Source organism: Yersinia sp. IP36721, assembly GCF_003634395.1.
Classification (GTDB): domain Bacteria; phylum Pseudomonadota; class Gammaproteobacteria; order Enterobacterales; family Enterobacteriaceae; genus Yersinia; species Yersinia entomophaga.
The window spans coordinates 50293-69532 of sequence record NZ_QCZL01000013.1 but is presented as its reverse complement, the minus strand read 5'-3'; the positions used below and the strand labels follow the sequence as shown (position 1 = coordinate 69532).

Here is a 19240-nt window from a genome sequence, read left to right as displayed (position 1 = left end):
AAGCGTAGCCGAAATGAAAAAATCTCAACAAAGTTACGATGTTGTCGTGGTAGGGGGCGGAATGGTCGGTGCAGCAGCGGCATTAGGGCTGGCGCAACGCGGCTGGTCGGTGGCGCTACTGGAGCATGAAGCACCGCCGGTATTTGATATCCAAAGCGCGCCGGATCTGCGGATTTCCGCCATTGGCTGTACCTCGGTAGGCTTGCTAAAGCAGCTGGGGGCCTGGCAACGAGTGCAGGAAATGCGTTATGCCCCTTATCGTCGCCTGGAAACTTGGGAAATGCCCGGCTCTAAAGTGGTATTCGATGCGGCATCTTTGTCACTGCCCGAACTGGGTTTTATGGTGGAAAATCGGGTTTTACAGTTGGCGCTGTGGCAACAGATCGATGAGTGCACAAATTTAACGCTACTGTGCCCGTCACGCTTACAAAGCATGGTAAGAGTGGAACAACATTGGCAGCTCACGTTAGACACACAGGAGCAGCTACAGGCGCGTTTGGTGGTAGGTGCCGATGGGGCGAATTCTCTGGTTCGCCGTTTAGCCGGTATTGGCACCAGCGGCTGGCAATATCGTCAGTCTTGTATGTTGATTACCGTAGATACCGGCGCGCCGGCGCAGGATGTAACCTGGCAGCAATTTTTTCCTTCCGGGCCGCGAGCGTTTTTGCCGTTGTTTGATAATTGGGCTTCGCTGGTGTGGTACGACAGTCCGCAACGCATCCGCCAGTTGCAAAGTCTGCCTCTGGCACAGTTGAATCAGGAAATTGCAGCCGCATTTCCTGAGCGTCTGGGGCGAGTGAATGCGATTGCCGCCGGTTCCTTCCCGTTAACCCGTCGTCATGCGCAACGCTATGTGCAATCAGGATTAGTGTTGTTGGGGGATGCGGCTCATACCATCAACCCGCTGGCCGGGCAGGGGGTTAATTTGGGCTATCGCGACGTGGATGCATTGCTGGATGTGATGAATGAGGCGCGAGAGTTGGCCGAGCCTTGGGATAGCGAAACCGTATTGCTGCGTTATCAACGTAAACGGCGTACCGACAATCTGATGATGCAAAGCGGAATGGATTTATTCTACACCGCGTTCAGCAATGATTTACCGCCGGTGAAAATGGTCCGTAATCTGGCATTGATTGCCGCCCAGCGAGCAGGAAAATTAAAAGAACATGCGTTGAAATACGCCCTGGGATTATAACAATCTCTTTCCGAGCGGCTTATCAACAACAGATAGGCCGCTGAACCCTCGAATATTTCCCGCTGGTTTCTCTAACTTGTTCGTTCTGCGAACCATCCAGTTTGGATAATTTATCAAAAACAGAAAAGCAAAAAGCCCGCCGAAGCGAGCTTTTCTAAATATGGCTGGGGTACCAGGATTCGAACCTGGGATGCTGGAATCAGAATCCAGTGCCTTACCGCTTGGCGATACCCCAAAAGATGGTGGCTACGACGGGAATCGAACCTGTGACCCCAGCATTATGAGTGCTGTGCTCTAACCAGCTGAGCTACGTAGCCATCTTTAAATCTTTTAAAACAAGAAATTGTATGGCTGGGATACCAGGATTCGAACCTGGGAATGCCAGGATCAAAACCTGGTGCCTTACCGCTTGGCGATATCCCAACTGATATACAATTCTTTTTAATCACAACTTAAGTTTGACAGTATTCCATTTCAGAGAAATGGCTGGGATACCAGGATTCGAACCTGGGAATGCCAGGATCAAAACCTGGTGCCTTACCGCTTGGCGATATCCCATCTACTGTGACAACCGATGAAAATGGTGCGGGAGGCGAGACTTGAACTCGCACACCTTGCGGCGCTAGAACCTAAATCTAGTGCGTCTACCAATTTCGCCACTCCCGCATACATGAAAAAAGATGGTGGCTACGACGGGAATCGAACCTGTGACCCCAGCATTATGAGTGCTGTGCTCTAACCAGCTGAGCTACGTAGCCATCTTTTTTTCTGCACAACCTTCATCGGCGTTGCGGGGCGCATTATGCGTATATGGCCGATTTGCGTCAACTAGTTTTTTCCCTAAAAAGCGCTGAAAGGGTTCGTTTGTTTGGCTTGTGAACAGTCTGGCGATAAATTAGGCAATTATAGAGATTCATTGTTGAATTTTACGACAAAATAAAAGGTTAAAAGCGGCAGGTCTATTGACTTGCGGGGGAATTAAGTAAGCGAATTTTCGGTGAAAGAAACAGGACGACCCAAAGGCCGCCCTGTTGAACGCTATTGACGAGGTTCGCTGCGCTGAATGAGGCAACAGAAACCGCAAACTATGACTTATATGCATCCTGATGCACGCCTACGGCACGGCCGGATGGGTCATCCATATTTTTAAAGGATTCATCCCACTCAATGGCTTTTGCTGATGAACAGGCCACTGATGGTCCGCCCGGCACGCATTCCGCTGCGCTTGGCAGTGGGAATAACTCTTCAAAGATCACGCGATACAAATAAGCTTCTTTCGAATTTGGCGTGTTGTAAGGGAAACGGAAATGAGCGGTTTCCAGTTGTTGATCGGTAACTTGCTCTGCCGCCATTGCTTTTAACGAGTCGATCCAGCTATAGCCGACTCCGTCGGAGAATTGCTCTTTCTGACGCCAGGCCACGCTGTGAGGCAGATCCGCAGAGAAACATTCGCGCAGAATATGTTTCTCCATTTTTCCATTTCCGCACATTTTATCCTGCGGATTAATACGCATCGCCACGTCGAGGAAGTTTTTATCCAGGAAGGGCACGCGAGCTTCTACGCCCCAGGCGGACATAGCTTTGTTGGCGCGAGCGCAGTCATACATATGCAGAGCCAGCAATTTACGTACGGTTTCTTCGTGCAACTCTTTGGCATTTGGCGCTTTATGGAAATAGAGATAGCCGCCGAAGACCTCATCGGAACCCTCGCCGGATAGAACCATCTTAATGCCCATTGCTTTGATTTTACGTGACATCAAATACATTGGCGTTGAGGCGCGAATGGTCGTTACGTCATAGGTTTCAATGTGATAAATCACATCGCGAATCGCATCCAGCCCTTCCTGCACGGTGAAATGAATTTCGTGATGCACGGTGCCTAAATGGTTCGCTACTTCCTGCGCGGCTTTCAGATCCGGCGATCCCACCAGACCGACGGCGAAGGAATGCAGCTGCGGCCACCAGGCTTCGCTACGCTCATCGTCTTCTACCCGACGGGCGGCAAATTTCTTGGTAATTGCCGAAATTACTGAGGAATCCAGCCCACCAGAAAGCAGAACGCCGTAAGGCACATCTGACATCAGGTGAGTTTTCACCGCTTCTTCCAGCGCATTGGCCAACTGATTTTTATCGGTAACGTTGTCTTTTACATTTTCGTAATCGAACCAGTCACGGTGGTAATACTCGCGAATTTCTCCGTCCTGACTCCATAAATAGCTACCGGCAGGGAATTCTTTAATCGTGCGGCATACCGGAACCAGCGCTTTCATTTCAGAAGCCACGAACATATTGCCGTGCTCATCATGGCCCATATACAGCGGAATAATCCCCATATGATCGCGGCCAATCAGGTACGCGTTTTTCTCGGCGTCATACAGGATAAAGGCAAACATTCCTTGCAGATCGTCAAGGAAATCAGGGCCTTTTTCCTGATACAGCGCCAGAATGACTTCGCAGTCTGAACCGGTCTGAAACTCAAAGTGGTCGCCATACTGTTGACGCAACGCCTGATGGTTATAAATCTCGCCGTTAACCGCCAGCACATGAGTACGCGCGGTGTTATACAGCGGCTGAGCACCTGCGTTAACGTCCACAATAGACAAACGCTCATGGGCTAAAATAGCGTTATCACCGGCATAAATCCCGGACCAATCCGGCCCGCGGTGGCGCATCAATCGCGACATTTCCAATGCAGTTTTGCGTAATTCGATTGGATCGGTTTTTAGATCGAGCACCCCGAAAATAGAACACATAATTATCTCCCTAACTTCTTTAGCCTGTGGCGGTGATGATGTTGATGTTGTGTTTGTCGTTACGCTTGGGTGGAACGACTCCATCCCCTTAATTTTTCACGCTGCAATATGAAATTTTTCAGGTATGTAACGACGAGTAATAAGAAAAATATGCAAAAAACACGCCAATATAGAAGGTTGTTGTTTTGTGAATTTTGGCGGTGTGGAAAATATGCATTACAAGAAAATGCGCCAAAAGGGGGAGTTAATGCAAGAACTTTGGTGCAACGCACCAAAAAAGGGAATCCCTGGCATTTTTCACGCCGCAGCGGCGTTGGCGCTTTCGCCCCCCTAATCACTTAGTAGGCTAATGGATTCATTTCATTGCCGCCTTGTTGCAACACGAAATCCATGGGGGAGTGGATGAATTTGAACTGTTGATAAAGCTAATGATTAGGGGGGATGGGATCGTAGTGGCGTGAGCCACCGGAGCCCCCTTGTTGCGGTAGGCCCAGGTAACTCGAACGGTTACATTGTTCAGATCACCGTGGCATTGAGTGCTTTCTTCAACCCGTCTTTGAACTGGAGTGAGCGTTCAGGAATTGAGAGTGATAGGCGATTAACGGGGCTGGTTTCTAGGCAAAATATGGCAATGGACTGTATTGCAATAACGAATAAAAGAAGTGGCGGCTGCTTTGCCGCCATCATCTTTAGGAATGCTTAGATAATATCTATATCTTCTACTGATGGATAAACGTAGCTTGGACGGAAAGGCATAGCCTCAATGTCGTCCAGCGTTGAAACACCGGACAAAACCAAAATCGTTTCCAAACCGGCCTGGAAGCCAGCCAGAATATCGGTACGCAGATTATCACCAATAATCACGGTATTTTCCGAATGACCCTGCATCTTATTCAGCGCAGCCCGGATAATCCACGGGCTAGGCTTGCCGACGTAAAACGGCTTACGGCCAGATATTTTCTCAATCGGCGCGCAAAGAGCGCCGCAGGCCGGTGCAAAGCCGCGCGCGTGGGTATCCGGATTGGTCGCGATAAAACGTGCGCCGTTGGCCACGAAGAACGCCGCCTTATGCATCATTTCCCAGTTGTAGGAGCGGGTTTCACCCACAATCACAAAGTCAGGATTGATATCGGTGATGGTAAATCCTGCTTTATATAGCTCGTGAATTAATGCGCCTTCGCCCACCACATAGGCTTTTTTACCTTCCTGACGTCGCAGAAAATCTGCAGTAGCCATTGCCGAGGTATAAAACGCGCTTTCCGGCACTTCCAGCCCTGCAGCCGCAAAGCGGTTAGCCAGATCCTGAGCGGTTTGCGAAGGGTAGTTAGTGAGGATCACCAGCGGCATTCCCTCATGCTGAATTCGAGCCAGAAAAGCGTCAGCACCGGGAACGGCGGTGTTGTCATGCAACAACACGCCGTCGATATCACAGATAACGTTTTTAATTGTCATTGTTTTCATTACTCATTAGCACGGCAAGGTGCCACTATAACATGCAGGCTAAAGGAATGAGCAGGCAGATAAACGGAAACTTTATGCCGTTCAGCTGCCGAAAAAGTGAGGAATCAGTTTTCGAGTAAACGCTGTAATAGAACGCCGTTCAGCATGGCGCGTTTGGCCAAGGCGAAAGCGCCGATAGCAGAGCCATGGTCTAACTGGGAAGTCACCACCGGCAGATTTTTGCGGAAATCTTTTAGCACCTGATTGTTGATGCAGCTTTGAATCGCCGGTAGCAACACTTTTTCGGCTTCGATTATCTCGCCGGCAATCACCACTTTCTGCGGATTAAACAGGTTGATCACCATAGAAATGGCTTTGCCGAGGTAACGACCTACGTGCTCCAGTACCTCACAGGCCAACAGATCACCGCGATTGCTCGCCTTACAAATGGCGCTGATATTGCAGTCTTCCAGCGTAAGTTTGCTCGCATATCCTTGAGTCAATAAGTGACGCACCCGATTTTCGATGGCGGCGTTGGACGCCACGGTTTCCAGACAGCCAAAATTACCGCAGTAGCAGCGTTCGCCTAAAGGATCGATTTGAATATGGCCGATTTCACCGACGTTTCCGTTGCTGCCGAGGAAAATCTGGCTGTTAACAATAATACCGGCACCGGTTCCGCGATGCAGACGCACCAATACGGAGTCTTCGCAGTCTTTGGTTGCGCCAAAGTAGTGTTCCGCCAAGGCCAAACTGCGGATATCGTGACCGACAAAACTGGGCACGTTGAAACGTTCTTGTAAATTGTCCACCAACGGCCAGTTATCAACACTGATATGCGGCATATAGCGCACCACGCCTGTATCAGGATCGACCAGACCCGGCAGAATGACCGCAATAGCAATCAGTTCACGCAGCTTGCGCTGAAATTGCTCAATAAACTGGCTGATGATATTAAACAGCGCGTGTTCCAGCGTTTCTTGGGTACGTTCCGGCAGTGGGTAATGTTCTTCACCGAGAGATTTTCCGCTCATATCATACAACGTGATAGTTGCGTCATGGCGGCCTAAACGGACGGCAATAGTATGGAACTGGCGGTTTTCCGTTACGATAGAAATTGCGCGGCGACCGCCGGTGGAGGCTTGCTGATCGACTTCTTTGATCAGCCCACGCTCCAACAGCTGGCGAGTAATTTTAGTGACGCTGGCAGGGGCGAGATGGCTGAGATCGGCTATTTGAATGCGCGATATCGGGCCTTGCTGGTCAATGAGCCGATAAACCACGGCGCCATTGAGTTGCTTCACAAGATCCACGTTGCCAATTTGTGCCTGTCCGCCGGTGCTCATCAATAAATTTACTCGCTTTGTGTCAAACTTCGTTGCCGTTAACGATAGTTTTGGTGATTTTATAATCGCGGGTAAAGGCAGTCAGGTTGGCCACTTTGCCGATTTCAATGCTCCCTAACTGCTTCTCCACGCCGATAGCGCGGGCCGCATACAGTGTTGCCATGCGCAGTGCTTCATCCAGTGGAATGCCTACATGCTCGACGCTATTTTGCACAGCTTCAATCATCGTTAGCGCGGAGCCACTCAGGGTTCCGTTTTCATCCACGCATAGTCCATCGCGATAGTATATTGTTTTGCCCGCAAAAATGAACTCTTCAATGTCAGCACCGGCTGGCGCTGTGGCGTCGGTCACTAGCACCAACTTCTCGCCTTTCAGCCGTTTCGCGTTGCGAATACTGGCCCAGGCAACGTGATGACCATCGGCGATCACGCCGGTATACACTTCTGGCGTGTCGAAGATCGCACCCATCAGACCCGGTTCGCGGCCAGTGATATATGGCATGGCATTATACAAGTGGGTCGCAAAACTGATACCCGCGCCAAAACCGACTCGCGCCTGCTGATAAGTGGCATTCGAGTGACCGGCAGAAACTATAATGCCAGCGTCTGCCAACTGACGGATATATTTGGCTTCCACCATTTCTGGCGCCAGCGTGACCTTGGTAATGACGTCCGCATTGGCACACAGATAATCGATCATTGCCGCATCAGGTTTACGAATAAATGCTGGGTTATGCGTTCCCTTTTTTAACGGGCTTAAATAAGGTCCTTCCAGATGCAGGCCGAGAGCCTGATTCTGATGTTTTTCCAGATAGGCACGCATCACATTGACGGCGTGCTTCATATAATCGTCGCTGCAGGTAATCAGCGTTGGCAGATAGCTGGTACAGCCGGATTTCTCATTGGCACGCTGCATGATTTCCAGCGTCTGTTCGGAGATAGCTTCAAGAGAATCGTTAAACTGCACGCCACCGCAACCATTCAATTGAACATCGATAAAACCGGGGGCTAGGATGGCGCCACCCAGATCGCGCTGTTCGATATCGGCAGGCACTTCAGCCAGCGGACAAATGCGTTCAATCAAACCGTCAGCCACGACTACAGCGTGATTATCCAGTATTTCATGGCCGGTACAAATGCGACCGTGTGTTAAAGCATACATCGGAGCCCCCTGAGACTATTAAAGATCTTTAACGTTTTCTGCTTCTAATTCAGTGAAGTATTTTACGGTTTTTACTTTCAATTCCATAGTAGAAGCTTCGTCGCACACCATCACGGCTTTGGCATGCAGTTGCAGGCAGCTAATGGTCCACATATGGTTGATATTGCCTTCTACCGCCGCTTGCAACGCCAGCGCTTTAGCGTGACCTGTCACCAGAATCATCACTTCTTCCGCGTCCAGCAAAGTTCCCACACCGACGGTCAGTGCGTATTTAGGCACGAGGCTTGCATCGCCACCGAAGAAGCGGGAATTCGCGATGCGAGTTTCCTGCGTCAGGGTTTTGATTCGGGTGCGGGAGGCCAGTGAAGAAGCCGGTTCGTTAAACGCGATATGACCGTCGTTACCTACGCCACCCATGAACAGGTTAATTTTACCGTAGGACTTAATTTTCTCTTCGTAACGACGACATTCTTCATCCACATCAGGGGCGTTGCCGTTAAGCAAGTTGATGTTTTCCTGTGGGATATCCACATGGTCAAAGAAATTCTGATACATGAAGGTGTGATAGCTTTCCGGATGATCGGTTGGCAAACCTACGTATTCATCCATGTTGAAAGTCACGACATGCTTGAAACTAACTTCACCAGCTTTATGCATTGCAATCAAATGCTTGTACGCTTCCAGCGGAGTGCCGCCGGTAGGCAGACCCAGCACAAAAGGACGCTCCGCGGTCGGTTTGAACGCATTGATGCGGCTAACGATATGTCGTGCTGCCCATTTGCCGACTTCTGCGGGAGTTTTCAGTGGGATAAGTCTCATCATGCACCTCATGGTTTAGTCAAAAATGTCTATACTGTACGCGGTTTGAATCGGTGATCTAAGGGTAACTCAGATTTTGATTCGCGCTTTGGTACAATGCTATGTTGATTTTTCGGATGATAAAATAAGTTTTGTGTCGTGGCTAGCAGATTGGTGTTTTTTGACTGGTTTTTGGTGACTGTTATCACAAAAAAGGAGGTTTTAATTTGCGATACGAAATAATTTTTTTACACTCCGCAATGAGTAATACGTGCCATGCGTTTTTTCTAAAAGGTAGTGAACAAAACAAATAAACTACTTAAAGGGTCCGATATCGGACGAATAGGGGGAAAGGTGAATATTCTTAGTTACTTGCAAAAAGTGGGGCGGGCTTTGATGGTCCCTGTGGCCACACTGCCCGCAGCCGCGATACTCATGGGTGTGGGTTACTGGATTGACCCAGTAGGCTGGGGGGGGGATAACGCATTAGCGGCGTTATTTATCAAATCCGGTTCTGCGATCATCGATAACATGTCTGTGCTGTTCGCCATTGGTGTGGCTTACGGTATGTCTAAAGACAAAGACGGTGCTGCTGCGCTGACCGGTTTTGTCGGCTTCCTGGTTCTGACTACTCTGTGTTCCCCGGCCGCTGTGTCGATGATTCAAAAGATTCCTGTGGATCAGGTTCCGGCTGCGTTCGGTAAAATCAACAACCAGTTCGTGGGTATCCTGGTGGGTATCATCTCGGCCGAGTTGTACAACCGCTTTAGCCATGTAGAGCTGCCAAAAGCGCTGTCCTTCTTCAGCGGCCGTCGTCTGGTGCCAATCCTGACTTCCTTCCTGATGATTGCCGTTGCCTTTGTTCTGATGTATCTCTGGCCGTTGATTTACAACGCGTTGGTGACTTTCGGTGAATACATCAAAGATATGGGCTCCGTTGGCGCAGGTATCTATGCCTTCTTCAACCGTTTACTGATTCCGGTCGGTTTGCATCACGCCCTGAACTCCGTGTTCTGGTTTGATGTTGCCGGTATTAACGATATTCCTAACTTCCTGGGTGGCCAACAGTCTATTGACGCCGGTAAAGCGGTTGTAGGTATCACCGGTCGTTATCAGGCGGGCTTCTTCCCAATCATGATGTTCGGTTTACCTGGCGCGGCGTTGGCGATTTATCACTGCGCACGTCCAGAAAACAAAGCCAAAGTGGCGGGTATCATGATGGCGGGTGCCTTTGCCGCCTTCTTCACCGGTATCACCGAACCTCTTGAATTCTCCTTCATGTTTGTTGCTCCGGTGCTGTACTTCATTCACGCCGTGCTGACCGGTATTTCCGTATTCATCGCTGCCAGCATGCATTGGATAGCTGGCTTCGGTTTCAGCGCCGGTCTGGTGGATATGGTGCTGTCTTCACGTAACCCGTTGGCCACTCATTGGTATATGCTGATTCCGCAGGGCCTGGTGTTCTTCGCCATCTACTATGTGGTATTCCGTTTCACTATCAACAAATTCAACCTGCTGACCCCTGGTCGTGAACTGGCGACTGCCGGTGACGAAACCGACGGCTACGATGTTGACGTGGATAATGCTAATCCAAATAACGAGAGCGAAATCAACGCACTGGCTCGCCGTTATGTGGGTGCCATCGGTGGTTCAGATAACCTGACCAACATTGATGCCTGTATTACTCGTCTGCGTTTGAACGTGAAAGATTCTGCGTTGGTTAACGATAGTCTGGCTAAACGCCTGGGCGCGTCGGGTATCATTCGCCTGAATAAACAAAGCGTACAAATCATCGTTGGTACTCGTGCAGAACTGATCGCTGGCGCAATGCGTACCGTACTGGCCAGTGGCCAGATTCCTGCGGCCAGCGCTTCAGCTGCGGCAGAAATTAAGCCTCAGGCGGTGATCAATACGCCTAAAGCCCCATCTTTGCTGCTGGTGGCACCGGTAACCGGTGACGTGGTTGCGTTGGAGCAGGTTCCAGACGAAGCCTTTGCCAGCAAAGCAGTCGGTGATGGCGTAGCCATTCGCCCAACGGATAAAACCGTGGTTTCGCCTGCTAGCGGCACTATTGTTAAGATCTTTAATACTGACCATGCTTTCTGTCTAGAAACCGACACTGGCGCTGAAATCGTTGTCCACATGGGCATAGATACGGTGAAACTGAACGGTCAGGGCTTTGCTCGTCTGGTGGAAGAGGGGGCAGTGGTAGAAGCGGGTCAACCGATTCTGGAACTGGATCTGGCCTACCTGAACGCCAACGCGCGCTCTATGATTAGCCCGGTAGTTGTTAGTAATATCGATGATTACGCCGGTATTACTCTGCTGGCTGGCGACACCGTGGTGGCAGGTCAGACCAAACTGTTTGAAATTCGCGGTAAATAAGGCGTTAACGCGCTAATTATCTGTTCCGAATAGCAAACATATCAACGGGAAGGGAGCGATCTCTTCCCGTTTTTTTATGCCAAAACGCCAATCCCCCCTTTTTACTGTAACAAACGGTTGTTTCCGGACCGGGCTTGTTGGATTATAGGCGGTTATGTGTTTGCGCTTTGCATTGAGGAATAAAGCAATGAGTGAGGCAGAAGCCCGCCCAAGTAATTTTATCCGTCAAATTATCGACGAAGATTTAGCCACCGGTAAGCATACATCGGTACATACTCGTTTTCCGCCTGAGCCAAATGGTTATCTGCACATTGGCCATGCGAAGTCTATTTGCCTGAACTTTGGTATTGCACAAGATTATCAGGGCCAGTGTAACCTGCGCTTTGATGACACCAATCCGGTAAAAGAAGACGTCGAATTTGTTGAGTCAATCAAGCAAGACGTGGAGTGGCTGGGCTTCGAATGGAGCGGTAAAATCCGCTATTCATCCGATTACTTCGATCAACTGCATCAGTATGCGATTGAGCTGATTAACAAAGGTCTGGCCTATGTTGATGAGTTGAGCGCAGAGCAGATGCGTGAATATCGTGGCACCCTGACAACTCCGGGTAAAAACAGCCCGTATCGCGATCGCAGCGTGGAAGAAAACCTGGCGCTGTTTGAAAAAATGCGTGCCGGTGAATTTGCCGAAGGCGCTGCCTGCCTGCGTGCCAAAATCGATATGGCTTCGCCATTTATTGTGATGCGCGATCCGGTGCTGTACCGCATTAAATTTGCGGAACATCATCAGTCTGGCAATAAGTGGTGCATCTACCCGATGTATGACTTTACCCACTGCATTTCCGATGCGTTGGAAGGGATTACCCATTCGCTCTGTACTTTGGAGTTCCAGGATAACCGCCGTCTGTACGATTGGGTGCTGGATAACATTTCTATCGATTGCCATCCACGTCAGTACGAGTTCTCTCGTCTGAATCTTGAGTACGCCATCATGTCTAAGCGCAAGCTGAACCTGTTGGTGACCGAGAAGCTGGTGGAAGGTTGGGATGACCCACGTATGCCTACTATCTCCGGCCTGCGTCGTCGTGGCTATACTGCAGCGTCTATCCGCGAGTTCTGCCGTCGTATCGGCGTAACCAAGCAGGATAACAACGTCGAAATGATGTCGCTGGAATCCTGTATCCGCGATGATCTGAATGAAAACGCACCGCGCGCCATGGCCGTGCTGGATCCAATCAAGGTCATTATTGAGAATCGCAAAGCGGGTGAAGAATGGCTGACAATGCCAAATCATCCGAATAAGCCGGAAATGGGAACCCGCCAAGTTCCGTTCGATAGCGAAATTTATATCGATCGCGCTGATTTCCGCGAAGAAGCCAATAAACAGTACAAACGTTTGGTATTGGGCAAAGAAGTTCGCCTGCGTAATGCCTATGTGATTAAAGCCGAGCGCGTTGAAAAAGACGCCGAAGGTAATGTCACTACGGTTTACTGTAGCTATGACGCGGAAACCCTGAACAAAGATCCGGCCGATGGCCGTAAAGTGAAAGGCGTTATTCACTGGGTTTCAGTTGCTCATGCGTTGCCTGCGGAAATTCGTTTGTACGATCGTTTGTTTAGCGTACCAAACCCCGCGGCGGCAGAAGACTTCCTGTCAACGGTGAACCCAGAGTCTCTGGTTATCCGTCAGGGCTTTGTTGAGCCAAGCCTGGTTGACGCTAAGCCGGAAAAAACCTACCAGTTCGAACGCGAAGGGTATTTCTGCGCTGATAGCCGTTACTCTAGCGCCGAGCATTTGGTATTTAACCGTACCGTTGGCCTGCGTGATACCTGGGCTGCTAAAGCAACTGCCTGATTAGGCTAGTGATTAGTCATATTGAAAAGCACCACCCCCCCACCCCCCACCCACTACTCCCCTCCTCCTCTATTCTTCTATTACTATCCTCCACTCAACCACTCAACCACTCAACCACTCAACCACTCAACCACTCAACCACTCAACCACTTAACCACTTAACCACTCAACGACTTAACCACTCAACGACTTAGTCATTCAGCCAACCATCTGTCGCTCGATTATTATGGGCCGCGTTGCGGTTTAATTTATTAAACCTGAACATCAGGTTGCTCCAATTGATGATGTCCCATTCTTTGCTTTTAGGGCTGTAAAGCTAACGCTCGAGTTAATACTGAATTTTGAGTGGAATAACGGCATCAAGAATATTCGCATTGCGAATTAATGGCGTTGATAAATGTTCATTAGAACAGATTTTTAATAGTTTGATTCGTCGCTGAAACCTTTCAATCATCCCTCGTTGACTTTTTATCGTTGTATTAATTAGGTTTTTAACCAGAAATTCAGATTTTGTGAAGTCAGTAATATTTTTTCATAGTTATGTGCACATTGTCATATTTTGGCTAAATACCTTTTTTTTCAATTGATAATTCGCGTCGCGAAAAATAGTCTGTGTTTAGCAAATAATGCTAACGAGGATTATCCCTCACTATTTCTTTACCCAGATGGGTTTTATTTCAGCGGAACCTGTGAGCAGTGGTGAACACAAGGCAACGCTATTTACTTGTGATGTCAAAGAGGAATTTTTTCATATGGTTACGCACTGTGCTAAACGTAAAACGTTAGCGCTCGCAGTCGCGGGCGCGGTGTTAGGGACTGGGTTCATGATAGCGCCGGAGGCGCAAGCTGAAGGTTTTATCGATGATTCATCACTTACTGGTGGTGTTTACTATTGGCAGCGCCAACGTGATCGTAAGGACCTAACGCCTGACAGTGCGGACTACGGCAAATATGTCGCCAACCTGCATCACTCGACTTTTAACGCCAATCTGGATTTCTCTTCTGGCTACGCCGCTGACATGTTCGGTATCGACCTGGCGGCCTTCGGTGCCGTAGAGATGACCAACAGCGGCCCGGCGGCACCAAACGAAATCGGCTTCAGTGATGCGAAAAGCCGTTGGGATGAAAAATGGACCGGTGACACCAGCGGTGTGAGCCTGTATAAAGCCGCCGCGAAATTCAAGTTTGGCGATTACTGGGCGCAGGGCGGTTACATTCAACCAAAAGGTCAAAGCTTACTGGCTCCGCACTGGAGCTTTATGCCGGGCACCTACCGTGGTGCTGAAGGTGGCGCGAAGTTTGATTTCGACACCGCCGGTGCGCTCTCCATGTCTTACATGTGGACCGACGAATACAAAGCGCCTTGGTATCGCAATATGTACAACTTCCGTCAGGCTGATGGCTTGACCGGCGTGAGCTACCTACACTCCTTCGGTGCTAAATACGACTTCAAAAACAAACTGGTTATGGAAGCGGCGTTTGGTCAAGCAAAAGACTACATGGATCAGTATTTTGCTAAAGCCTCTTATGCCTTCCCGGTTGCAGGTAACGATCTGCGAACGTCTTACCAGTTCTACGGGGCTAAAGACAAAGTTGACGGCGGCGCAAGCAACCCTAACGACGTTTACGACGGTCTGGCATGGTTGCAGGCGCTGACCTTCGGTTATACCACCGGGCCATTTGACCTGCGTCTGGAAGGTACCTGGGCCAAGGCTGAAGGCAATCAGGGCTACTTCCTGCAACGTATGACTCCGGGCTATGCCAGCTCCAATGGTCGTTTGGACGTGTGGTGGGATTCCCGCTCCGACTTTAACGCCAACGGCGAAAAAGCAGTATTTGCTGGCGTAATGTATGACCTGGTTAATTGGAATATGGCTGGTTGGTCTGTCGGTACCTCCTATGCTTACGGCTGGGATGCAAAACCAAGCTCTAACCCAGTGTTCGATCAGAATACTCGTTTAAAAGAGTCTGCATGGAACTTCGACGTGCTGTACACCTTGCAGGAAGGCCGAGCCAAAGGGACATTATTCAAACTGCATTACACCATGTATGACAACCACACCAATATCCCGAGCTACGGCGGTGGTTTTGGCAACATCTTCCAGGATGAGAAAGACATTAAATTTATCGTGATCGCGCCGTTCACCATCTTCTAACTGTCGGCCCCGGCGGAGTCGTCGGGGCGCATAACGGAGTCTGTGTCATGAAAAAACTGATAGGTGTGGTTGCCGTTGTTCTGGGATTGAGCGCCTGTGTTCAGCAAGCGCCGGTACAGCCGGAAGATTCGAAACTGAAACAAGCTTACAGTGCTTGTATCAATGCCAGTGAAGGGTCGCCAGAAAGGCTGATTCCTTGCAAAGCGGTGTTAAACGTATTGAAGCAGGAAAAAGCCCACCAGACCTTTGCTGAGAAAGAAAACGTTCGCGTATTGGATTACCAACGTTGTCTGGATGCCGAACAGACGGGCAACGGTCAGGCTTATGCCGCTCAGTGCGGAAAGCTATGGCAGGAAATACGTAACAATAATTAAGGATGGATGAGGTGAGTCATGAATAAATTCAAACTAAGTGCTTTGGCTGCGTTAACAGCAACTTTTGGTTTGATGGGGGCGGCGCAAGCCAGCCCCGCCGACCAACAGGTTGTCGACCAACTAAGCCAGCTTAAGGTTAATTTCAAAATAAAAGATAACCGAGCCGCAGATAATGGAACGGATTGTGCCGCGTTGGGAGCTGACTGGGCCTCTTGTAACAAAACACTGATTACTCTGACCAACGCCGGGGATGAGATTCAGGGTAAAGATTGGGCGCTGTATTTCCATAATGTGCGTCAGGTGCTGGCGGTGGGTAACGATCAGTTCAAAATTACCCATTTGACCGGCGATCTGCATAAAATCGAGCCAACCGATAAGTTCAGCGGTTTTCCGGCCAATAAAGCAGTGGAAATCCCGATCACAGGTGAATACTGGCAGCTATTCGAAACCGACTTTATGCCGCGCTGGTACGCCACTTCTGGCGATGTGCAGCCAAAAGTTCTGGCTAGTACTGACACCGAAGATATCGATCAATTCCTGACGCGCTTCACTGGGGATCAATGGAAGCGTACCAAGGACGATAATAACGTTCTGATGACGCCTGAATCCCGTTTTGTTAAGAACGAAAGTCTGAAAACCCTGCCGGCAGAAAGCCTGCGTGGGCAGATTATTCCAACGCCGATGAGCGTCAAAGTTCATAACGCTGATGTCGATCTGAGCAAAGGCGTGGCGCTGGAGTTGAGTGCTTTACCAAAACCTGCGGCAGACGCAGCGCAGCAACGCTTTGAAATGCTGGGTGTGAATGTTAATGCGGCGGGCTACCCGATAACGACTATGATTCAGCCGAGTGATTTTAAAGGCGATCTGGCCGTTGCTGGTGCTTATGAACTGAAGATTGGCGAGCAGGGCGCGCAGGTAATTGGTTTCGATCAAACCGGCGTGTTTTACGGTTTACAGTCAATCCTGTCGCTGATTCCGTCCGATGGCAGTAAGAAAATTGCTACTCTGGATGCCAAAGATGCACCGCGCTTTGAATATCGCGCGCTGTTCCTTGATGTCGGCCGTAACTTTAAAACCAAGGATGCGGTACTGCGTTTGTTGGACCAAATGTCCGCTTACAAGCTAAACAAATTCCACTTCCATCTTAGTGATGATGAAGGCTGGCGCATAGAAATTCCGGGCTTACCGGAGCTGACCGAAGTGGGAAGCAAGCGTTGCCACGATCTCAGCGAAAATGCCTGTTTATTGCCACAGTTAGGTTCAGGCCCGGATAGCAATAATCTGGGAAGCGGGCACTTTAGCCGTCAGGATTACATCGATATCCTGAAATATGCCAAAGCGCGCCAGATTGAAGTGATTCCCGAAATCGATATGCCGGCTCACGCCCGTGCTGCGGTCGTTTCGATGGAAGCTCGCTATAACAATCTGATGAAGCAGGGTAAAGAAGCAGAAGCCAATGAATTCCGCCTGCTGGACCCGACGGATGATTCCAATACGACTTCAGTTCAGTTCTATGAGCGTAAAAGCTACCTGAATCCCTGCCTGGATTCTTCCAAACGCTTTGTGGATAAAGTGATTGGCGAAATGGCTCAGATGCATAAAGAAGCGGGTATGCCGCTGCAAACCTGGCACTTTGGCGGAGATGAGGCGAAAAATATCCGTTTGGGCGCGGGTTTCCAGGATAAAAACGGCAAGATTGAGCCGGGCAAGGGCATTATCGATCAGAGCATCGAAGATAAACCTTGGGCGAAGTCTCAGGTTTGTCAGGACATGGTTAAGCAAGGAAAAATTGAGGACGTGGAACACCTCGCTAGCCACTTTGCGATAGAAGTGAGCAAGTTGGTTAATGCGCACGGTATTGAGAAAATGCAGGCCTGGCAGGATGGTTTGAAAAACGCCAAAGATGCCAAAGCTTTCGCTACCAAACGCGTAGGTGTGAACTTCTGGGATACCCTGTATTGGGGCGGAGCCGATTCGGTGAACGATTGGGCGAATAAAGGCTATGAAGTCATCGCTTCTAACCCAGACTATGTTTACTTCGATATGCCTTATGAAGTGAACCCGCGTGAGCGGGGCTATTACTGGGCAACTCGTTTTACCGATGAAGCTAAGGTATTCAGTTTTGCGCCAAATAACATGCCGCAGAACGCTGAAACCTCCGTTGACCGCGATGGTAACCATTTCAGCGCCAAGAGTGATAAGCCTTGGCCGGGTGTTCACGGTATTTCAGGTCAGTCGTGGAATGAAACTGTACGTACCGACGATCAAATGGAATACATGATGTTCCCACGAGCGCTGCCGTTGGCAGAACGTGCTTGGCATCGCGCACCTTGGGAGCAGGATTATAAAGCGGGCCGCGAGTACAAAGGTGGAGAAACCCATCATGTGGATACTCGGGCGTTAAGTGCCGATTGGCAGCGTTTTGCCAATATTATGGGTCAGCGCGAGTTGGCAAAACTGGATAAGGCCGGTATCTCGTATCGCCTGCCAGTGCCGGGAGCGCGTGTTCAGGGCGGCTTATTGGAGGCTAACGTTAGCCTGCCGGGGCTGACCATAGAATACTCCGTTGACGGTGGTCAGCAATGGCAGAAATACGATATCAAAAACCAGCCGAAGGTCAGTGGCGAAGTGATGATTCGTTCTGCCAGTCCGGACGGTAAGCGCAACAGTCGTGCTGAAGTCGTTAGCGCAACTTTGTAATTATCCGTCTAGTTGTAGTATCGGCCCTGAGCAATTGGGGCCAAATTAAGCTGTTGTTAAACTGAGTGTTATTAAGCTGTGTCTAGTTATCTCCTGTTTAAGTTGAGTTGATGGTAATTTCCCCGGTGCCCCCGGGGTTTTTTTTGCCTGTTATTTAGTGTAATTATTTGCGAACGTTTTTAGTCGCTGAGCCTTATTTTAGATAAAGATGACTTAGGCCCAAAATAATTGAAATTTAATCTGTTTATTTGAACGCTAAATAACAATAGGCGGAGAAGGAAAATAGATTTATGAGGAGTAAAAAAAAGACCACGCATTTTCCAAGTGTATTTTACGACTTAGAGAAGGGTGGTCTGATACTCGGATCTGATGAATCAGATCTTATTTTTTGTCGTGCAAAGTCTCATCTTCACGGCAATCGCCGCCTTCACAGTGACCGTATAAATACAGGCTGTGATTCGTCAGCTTGATACCGTGCTGAGTTGCGATTTCACGTTGGCGGACTTCAATGGATTCATCGCTGAACTCGATCACTTTGCCACAATCCAGGCAAATCAGGTGATCGTGATGATGCTGTTGGGTCAGTTCAAAGACAGACTTGCCACCTTCGAAATTATGGCGGGTGACAATACCGGCGTCGTCAAACTGGTTAAGTACGCGGTAAACCGTGGCCAGACCAATCTCTTCACCCATATCGATCAGCTTTTTATAAAGATCTTCCGCACTGACGTGATGGCAATCTGGCTTTTGCAGCACTTCCAAAATCTTCAGGCGCGGAAGCGTTACCTTAAGGCCAGCGTTCTTTAATGCTCTGTTGTTGTCAGTCATGCGGATTCAGTCCTGTTACTTTGTTATTCAAATTGAGGCTGTTCAGCCTATGACATCGGTAGGCACAAAAATATAATTGCGTCTCATTATAGAACCGGTAGCTCAAAATGAAAACCGTAGGTTATTAACAAAGATATAATTGCACACTTTGCAAGATTAATCATGCAGCGTATTGATGAACGGGGAGAACAGATAGCCCTAGTGTACAGTGATGGCGACGGAACTTACAAATTTAAAACTGTTTAGTT

The 19240-nt window shown here is 49.3% G+C and carries 12 protein-coding genes and 6 tRNA genes; 6 read left to right on the top strand and 12 right to left on the bottom strand.

From position 1 onward, the window contains the following. Positions 1 to 13 precede the first annotated feature (13 nt). On the top strand, positions 14 to 1195 hold the full coding sequence (ubiF, locus tag DBA33_RS12265) for a 3-demethoxyubiquinol 3-hydroxylase (protein WP_120806560.1): 1182 nt from the start codon (positions 14 to 16) through the stop codon (positions 1193 to 1195). Positions 1196 to 1356: 161 nt separating this feature from the next. On the opposite strand, the gene DBA33_RS12260 is transcribed toward ubiF, so the two are convergent. The 11 genes from DBA33_RS12260 to nagB all read right to left on the bottom strand — a co-directional run bounded on the left by DBA33_RS12260 (position 1357) and on the right by nagB (position 8715). Beyond that, positions 1357 to 1430 (bottom strand) — tRNA-Gln (locus tag DBA33_RS12260). Positions 1431 to 1435: 5 nt separating this feature from the next. Further along, positions 1436 to 1512, bottom strand: a tRNA-Met gene (locus tag DBA33_RS12255). 31 nt (positions 1513 to 1543) lie between these two features. After that, a tRNA-Gln gene (locus tag DBA33_RS12250) sits at positions 1544 to 1618 on the bottom strand. Between the two features lie 60 nt (positions 1619 to 1678). Continuing rightward, positions 1679 to 1753: transfer RNA gene (locus DBA33_RS12245), tRNA-Gln, on the bottom strand. Positions 1754 to 1776: 23 nt separating this feature from the next. Further along, a tRNA-Leu gene (locus tag DBA33_RS12240) sits at positions 1777 to 1861 on the bottom strand. Positions 1862 to 1876: 15 nt separating this feature from the next. Beyond that, positions 1877 to 1953: transfer RNA gene (locus tag DBA33_RS12235), tRNA-Met, on the bottom strand. A 327-nt stretch (positions 1954 to 2280) separates the two neighbouring features. Further along, positions 2281 to 3948, bottom strand: coding sequence for an asparagine synthase B (gene asnB / locus DBA33_RS12230; protein ID WP_064512460.1), 1668 nt, complete (start codon positions 3946 to 3948; stop codon positions 2281 to 2283). A gap of 699 nt (positions 3949 to 4647) precedes the next feature. Further along, positions 4648 to 5400, bottom strand: coding sequence for an HAD-IIA family hydrolase (locus DBA33_RS12225; protein ID WP_064512462.1), 753 nt, complete (start codon positions 5398 to 5400; stop codon positions 4648 to 4650). A 113-nt stretch (positions 5401 to 5513) separates the two neighbouring features. Next, on the bottom strand, positions 5514 to 6734 hold the full coding sequence (locus tag DBA33_RS12220; RefSeq protein ID WP_064512464.1) for an N-acetylglucosamine repressor: 1221 nt from the start codon (positions 6732 to 6734) through the stop codon (positions 5514 to 5516). A gap of 22 nt (positions 6735 to 6756) precedes the next feature. After that, entirely contained in the window at positions 6757 to 7896 is a 1140-nt protein-coding gene (gene nagA / locus DBA33_RS12215) for an N-acetylglucosamine-6-phosphate deacetylase (RefSeq protein ID WP_120806558.1), read from the bottom strand. 18 nt (positions 7897 to 7914) lie between these two features. Then, positions 7915 to 8715 carry a glucosamine-6-phosphate deaminase gene (nagB, locus tag DBA33_RS12210; protein WP_064512466.1) on the bottom strand — a complete coding sequence of 267 codons (801 nt, stop codon included), beginning with the start codon at positions 8713 to 8715 and terminating at the stop codon, positions 7915 to 7917. Positions 8716 to 9048: 333 nt separating this feature from the next. On the opposite strand from nagB, the gene nagE reads away from it, so the two are divergent. The 5 genes from nagE to DBA33_RS12185 all read left to right on the top strand — a co-directional run bounded on the left by nagE (position 9049) and on the right by DBA33_RS12185 (position 18164). After that, positions 9049 to 11079, top strand: a complete 2031-nt coding sequence (nagE, locus tag DBA33_RS12205; RefSeq protein ID WP_120806557.1) for an N-acetylglucosamine-specific PTS transporter subunit IIBC — start codon at positions 9049 to 9051, stop codon at positions 11077 to 11079. A gap of 187 nt (positions 11080 to 11266) precedes the next feature. Then, on the top strand, positions 11267 to 12934 hold the full coding sequence (gene glnS, locus DBA33_RS12200; RefSeq protein WP_064512472.1) for a glutamine--tRNA ligase: 1668 nt from the start codon (positions 11267 to 11269) through the stop codon (positions 12932 to 12934). Positions 12935 to 13686: 752 nt separating this feature from the next. Next, positions 13687 to 15090: an OprD family outer membrane porin gene (locus DBA33_RS12195; protein ID WP_064518193.1), complete on the top strand. Its 1404-nt coding sequence runs from the start codon at positions 13687 to 13689 to the stop codon at positions 15088 to 15090. 47 nt (positions 15091 to 15137) lie between these two features. Beyond that, positions 15138 to 15464 carry a ChiQ/YbfN family lipoprotein gene (gene chiQ, locus DBA33_RS12190; RefSeq protein ID WP_064512473.1) on the top strand — a complete coding sequence of 109 codons (327 nt, stop codon included), beginning with the start codon at positions 15138 to 15140 and terminating at the stop codon, positions 15462 to 15464. An 18-nt stretch (positions 15465 to 15482) separates the two neighbouring features. Further along, positions 15483 to 18164: a beta-N-acetylhexosaminidase gene (locus DBA33_RS12185; protein ID WP_120806556.1), complete on the top strand. Its 2682-nt coding sequence runs from the start codon at positions 15483 to 15485 to the stop codon at positions 18162 to 18164. 381 nt (positions 18165 to 18545) lie between these two features. Here DBA33_RS12185 and fur read toward each other — a convergent pair whose 3' ends face one another. Next, positions 18546 to 18992: a ferric iron uptake transcriptional regulator gene (fur, locus tag DBA33_RS12180; protein WP_049596760.1), complete on the bottom strand. Its 447-nt coding sequence runs from the start codon at positions 18990 to 18992 to the stop codon at positions 18546 to 18548. Between the last annotated feature and the right edge of the window lie 248 nt (positions 18993 to 19240).

What these genes read in the sequence shown, in the direction of transcription:
- ubiF (WP_120806560.1), top strand. Translation starts at nt 14, where the DNA reads ATGAAAAAATCTCAACAAAGTTACGATGTTGTCGTGGTAGGGGGCGGA.
- asnB (WP_064512460.1), bottom strand. Translation starts at nt 3,948, where the DNA reads ATGTGTTCTATTTTCGGGGTGCTCGATCTAAAAACCGATCCAATCGAA.
- DBA33_RS12225 (WP_064512462.1), bottom strand. Translation starts at nt 5,400, where the DNA reads ATGACAATTAAAAACGTTATCTGTGATATCGACGGCGTGTTGTTGCAT.
- DBA33_RS12220 (WP_064512464.1), bottom strand. Translation starts at nt 6,734, where the DNA reads ATGAGCACCGGCGGACAGGCACAAATTGGCAACGTGGATCTTGTGAAG.
- nagA (WP_120806558.1), bottom strand. Translation starts at nt 7,896, where the DNA reads ATGTATGCTTTAACACACGGTCGCATTTGTACCGGCCATGAAATACTG.
- nagB (WP_064512466.1), bottom strand. Translation starts at nt 8,715, where the DNA reads ATGAGACTTATCCCACTGAAAACTCCCGCAGAAGTCGGCAAATGGGCA.
- glnS (WP_064512472.1), top strand. Translation starts at nt 11,267, where the DNA reads ATGAGTGAGGCAGAAGCCCGCCCAAGTAATTTTATCCGTCAAATTATC.
- DBA33_RS12195 (WP_064518193.1), top strand. Translation starts at nt 13,687, where the DNA reads ATGGTTACGCACTGTGCTAAACGTAAAACGTTAGCGCTCGCAGTCGCG.
- chiQ (WP_064512473.1), top strand. Translation starts at nt 15,138, where the DNA reads ATGAAAAAACTGATAGGTGTGGTTGCCGTTGTTCTGGGATTGAGCGCC.
- DBA33_RS12185 (WP_120806556.1), top strand. Translation starts at nt 15,483, where the DNA reads ATGAATAAATTCAAACTAAGTGCTTTGGCTGCGTTAACAGCAACTTTT.
- fur (WP_049596760.1), bottom strand. Translation starts at nt 18,992, where the DNA reads ATGACTGACAACAACAGAGCATTAAAGAACGCTGGCCTTAAGGTAACG.